At 70.3% G+C, this 4,549-nt stretch carries 3 protein-coding genes; 1 reads left to right on the forward strand and 2 read right to left on the reverse strand.

Going from position 1 to position 4,549, the window contains the following annotated elements; translation table 11 throughout:
* Positions 1-82: 82 nt before the first annotated feature.
* Positions 83-1,591, reverse strand: a complete 1,509-nt coding sequence (locus tag IE295_RS33040; RefSeq protein WP_190067498.1) for a SulP family inorganic anion transporter — start codon at positions 1,589-1,591, stop codon at positions 83-85.
* A 632-nt stretch (positions 1,592-2,223) separates the two neighbouring features.
* Between IE295_RS33040 and proC the strand changes: the two genes are divergently transcribed.
* Entirely contained in the window at positions 2,224-3,033 is an 810-nt protein-coding gene (gene proC, locus IE295_RS33045) for a pyrroline-5-carboxylate reductase (protein ID WP_190067499.1), read from the forward strand.
* Positions 3,034-3,187: 154 nt separating this feature from the next.
* On the opposite strand, the gene trpS is transcribed toward proC, so the two are convergent.
* On the reverse strand, positions 3,188-4,231 hold the full coding sequence (gene trpS / locus IE295_RS33050; protein WP_190067500.1) for a tryptophan--tRNA ligase: 1,044 nt from the start codon (positions 4,229-4,231) through the stop codon (positions 3,188-3,190).
* Between the last annotated feature and the right edge of the window lie 318 nt (positions 4,232-4,549).

A 4,549-nucleotide genomic window follows, 5' to 3' on the forward strand; every position in this document is an offset into this window, starting at 1 on the left:
TTTTTTAGCCGTAGGCCCTGGACCAGGAATGGTTCGGGGCCTACGGCATTTTTGCGTTCAGGGCCTTTAACGCTGTGTCGGCTTACACCGCTACCACTTTGCCCGTCGCCTCACCGTCGCCGTTCTCGTCGCCCCTCCGTACCGCGGCGTTCCGTTCCGCCCAGCCCAGGAGCGCGGTCCGGCAGGCACGGTCCATGTGCCGTAGCCCGGTCAGGTCCAGCTCGACCCCACCGCTCGTACGCGGCAGGGCGTCGAGCTCGTCCAGCAACTTCGGCAGGCGCAGGAAGTTGGCGTTGCCGAGCACGCGTGCCTGGATGCGCCCGTCCGGCCTCGTCACCGTCTCGATGTGGACGTGCGAGGTCTCCCAGGCCGCCTTCACGACGGCCATGAGCAGGCCGACGATGACGCCCTCGAAGAGATTGGTGACCACGATCGCCACGGTGGTCGTGAGCAGTACCGCCACTTCGCCGCGGTGGTCCCGCCACAGCGGGCCGAGTTCCTTGCCCGGCAGGAGCTTCCAGCCGGCGTGGACGAGCACGCCGGCGAGGGCCGCGACCGGGATGAGCTCGAGGGCCCAGGGCAGCAGGGTGACGAAGACCAGCAGCCAGACGCCGTGCAGCACGCGCGAGGCCTTCGTCCGCGCGCCCGCGCTCACGTTGGCCGAGCTGCGTACGATCACGGCCGTCATCGGCAGCGCGCCGAGCGCGCCGCACACGGTGTTGCCGGCGCCCTGTGCGATGAGCTCCTTGTCGTAGTCCGTGTGGGTGCCGTCGTGCAGCCGGTCGACGGCCGCCGCGCTGAACAGCGATTCCGCGGACGCGATGAGGGCGAAGGCGAGGACGGTCCCGAGCACGCCGAATTCCGTCAGGCGCGCGAAGTCCCCACCCGCCGGTGGCTGGATGGCGTCGAGGATGCCGCGTACCTGCACCCGGTCGACGGGTAGTTGCAGCAGGCCCACCACGGCCGTGGCCAGTGCGACTGCCACCAGCGGGCCGGGCACCACGCGCTGGCCCTGCCGCCAGCGCGGCCACAGGACCAGTACCGCCGCGGTGCCGGTGCCGACGGCGACCGCGGCCATGGCGTCCCCCGAGGCGAGGGTGTCGGTGAGCAGGGTGACCAGGCCGCCCAGCTTCTCCAGGCCGCCGGCGGGCGGGTCCGCGTCGGCGAGCGTGTAGAGCTGGCCGGCGATGAGGACGACCCCGATGCCCGCGAGCATCCCTTGCACGACCGCTACGGAGATCGCCCGGAACCAGCGCCCCAGTTTGAGCAGCCCCATGGCGACCTGGAGCAGCCCGGCGGTGAGCACCAGCACGCCGAGAGCCCTGAGCCCGTACTCCCGCACGGCTTCGTAGACGAGCACGGTCAGGCCGGCGGCCGGCCCGCTGACCTGCAGGCTGCTGCCCGGCAGCAGCCCGGTGAGGAGGCCGCCGACGATGCCCGTGACGAGCCCCAGTTCGACGGGGACGCCGGACGCGACGGCGATGCCGACCGAGAGCGGCACGGCTATGAGGAACACGACGAGCGACGCGGTGAAGTCGGCCCGGAGGTTGTGTCGGAGGTTGTCCCGGAGGTTGGCCTTGAGCGTGCTCATGAGACCGACGCGGGGTCCGGCATTTCGGGCATGGCGGAAGGATTTCTTCTGCATGAGGATTGCCTCCAGCGCGCTCCAGGCGCGCGCAGCGATGCGATGGGGATCGTTGCGTCGTTGCGGGACAGGTGGAGTGAGGTGTGGCGGCGGTGGGGAGTGGGGGCGTGCAGAACGGTGGTGAGCCGTGGTGAGCCGTGGTGAGCGGAAGGGCGGAGTGAAGCCGAGTGAAGCGTCACGTCGCGTACGGACGGGCGTCGGCGCACGGATGCCAGCACGGATGAACCGTGCGACGGGCAAACGCCGTCGTTTCCTTCGGCGCCGTGCTGTTAATCACTCGACCATATTTTGGCCAAGTTGTGGTGCGGATCAGCGAGTTGATGTGTAACCACGATGTAAACGCGGTGTCGAGCAAGGTGTCGAACAGCAGGAGTGGACGGTTCCGATCACCCCGGCGGAATCCCTCGAGTACCCATCCGTCACCACCGCCTCGTGCGTACCGATGCCCGGACAAAGAGCCCGCGTCGTGCCGCCGGATGCGAAGATGACCGGCCTACGACCCGTCGAAGCCGGCCGACGAGCACCACCCGGTCCCGGCCGGACGACCAGCGCAGCGAGAAGGTGAGCCCGTGAGCCCCGTGGCACAGAAAGTCGCCGTCCTCGGTACCGGAAAGATTGGCGAGGCCCTCCTCAGCGGGATGATCCGCGCCGGCTGGTCGACGGACGACCTGATGTGCACCGCCCGCCGCCCCGAGCGCGCCGAGGTCCTCCGCATCCGCTACGGCGTCGAGGTCGTCACCAACACCGAGGCCGCCAAGGCCGCCGACACCCTCATCCTGGCCGTCAAGCCGCAGGACATGGCGACCCTCCTCGGCGAGCTCGCCCCGCACCTGCCCGCCGACCGGCTGGTCATCAGCGCCGCGGCCGGCGTCCCCACCGCGTTCTTCGAGGAAAGGCTCCCCGCCGGCACCCCGGTCGTGCGGGTCATGCCGAACACTCCCGTACTCGTCGACGAGGGGATGTCCGTCATCTCCGGCGGCTCCCACGCCACCGAGGACCACCTCCTCCGCACCGAGGCGATCTTCAAGCCGGTCGGCAAGACGCTCCGCGTCCCCGAGACCCAGCAGGACGCGGCGACCGCGCTCTCCGGCTCCGGCCCCGCGTACTTCTACTACCTCGTGGAGGCCATGACCGACGCCGGCATCCTCCTCGGCCTCCCCCGCGACAAGGCCCACGACCTCATCGTCCAGGCCGCCATCGGCGCCGCCGTCATGCTCCGCGACAGCGGCGAGCACCCGGTGAAACTGCGCGAGGCCGTCACGTCCCCCGCCGGTACGACGATCAGCGCGATCCGCGAGCTGGAGAGCCACGGCGTACGAGCCGCCCTGATCGCCGCCCTCGAGGCGGCCCGCGACCGAAGCCGGGAGCTCGCCTCGGGCGGCGCCTGAGGAACGACGGCCTGAGGATCCCCCCCCCGCGTGCCGGTCGGCGGTTGTTACGGACGTACGCCTCGCGGCTGCGGAAGGCCTCAGCGGCCGCCGGACCGAAGCGCTGGCGGTGTCCGGCGCCTCCTCGGGGGACGGGCGGCAAGGAGGCGTGTCCTCACCCGGCAGCCGGAGAGGCCTCCAGGGAGGAGCCGTCGGCCAGCGGCAGGGGCGGCATCAGGCCGATCGCCCGGTACGCCGCGTCGACCGTCGGCCGGGCGAGTGACCGCGCCCGCTCGGCACCCACCCGCAGGACCTCGTCCACATGTCCCGGGTCGGCGCACAGTCGTGCATGCCGTTCCCTGACGGGCCGCAGCAGCTCCACGACCGCCTCGGCCGTGTCCCGCTTCAGCGCGCCGTACGAGGTGTACGACGCCGCCAGCTCCACCGGACTCCGGTGCGTACAGGCGGCCAGGATCTCCAGCAGGTTCGTGACGCCCGGCTGCGCCTCGCGGTCGTACGTCACCTCGCTCCTGCTGTCGGTCACCGCGCGCATCACCTTCTTGTGCACGACGTCCGGGTCGTCGAGCAGATAGACGATGCCGGACGTCTCCGCGTGCGATTTCCCCATCTTGGAGGTCGGGTCCTGCAGGTCCATCACCCGGGCGGCCACCGTGGGGAGCACGGCCCGGGGAACGGTGAAGGCATGCCCGTACCGCTGGTTGAAGCGGACGGCCAGGTCGCGCGTCAGCTCCACGTGCTGAGCCTGGTCGTCACCCACAGGGACCTCATCCGCGCCATACGCGAGGATGTCCGCCGCCATCAGGACGGGGTACGTCAGCAGCGACAGCCGTACGCTCCCGCCCGTGGCCCGCTCCCGTGCCGCCTTCTCCTTGTACTGGATCATCCGGCGCATCTCGCCGTCGGTCGCGGTGCACTCGAGGAGATACGCCAGCCGGGTGTGCTCGTCCACGTGACTCTGTACGAACACGGTGCAGAGGTCCGGATCGAGCCCGGCCGCCAGGAGCAGCGTCACCGCTAGCCGGCTGAGCCTCCGGACACGGGCCGGATCGTGCTCGACGGTCAGTGCGTGCAGGTCGACGACGCAGAAGAGGGCTTCGGCGCGGTGCTGGTCCGTGTCCACCCACTGGCGGACGGCGCCGAGGTAGTTGCCGAGGGTCAGGTGGCCCGTGGGCTTGATGCCGCTGAAGATGCGTGCCATGGGTCGGTGCGCTCCTTGTGGATGAGGAACCGCCGCCCCGGACAGCAAACCGGCCGCCGAGGCGGCGGCCGGTTGGATGCATGCGCAAGGTCGGGCCGCCGTCAGGCGGCCCACCACTGCTGGACGAGCGCATGCTGGGTCATGGGCCGACCGTAGCCGCCGAAACCCCCTTGCGCCACGGGTTTGATGAGGCCTACGCGAGCGTGTAGAGTTCTTCGAGTTGCCACGGCGTCCCCTGAGGAAGCCGAGGTAGCACTTCGAGCCGCACTGGCGGCGATCACCTCTTGCACGGCCCTTGAACGGGATGAATTTCGGCGT

Origin of the sequence: Streptomyces griseocarneus, from assembly GCF_014655595.1 — a bacterium.
Lineage (GTDB): Bacteria > Actinomycetota > Actinomycetes > Streptomycetales > Streptomycetaceae > Streptomyces > Streptomyces griseocarneus.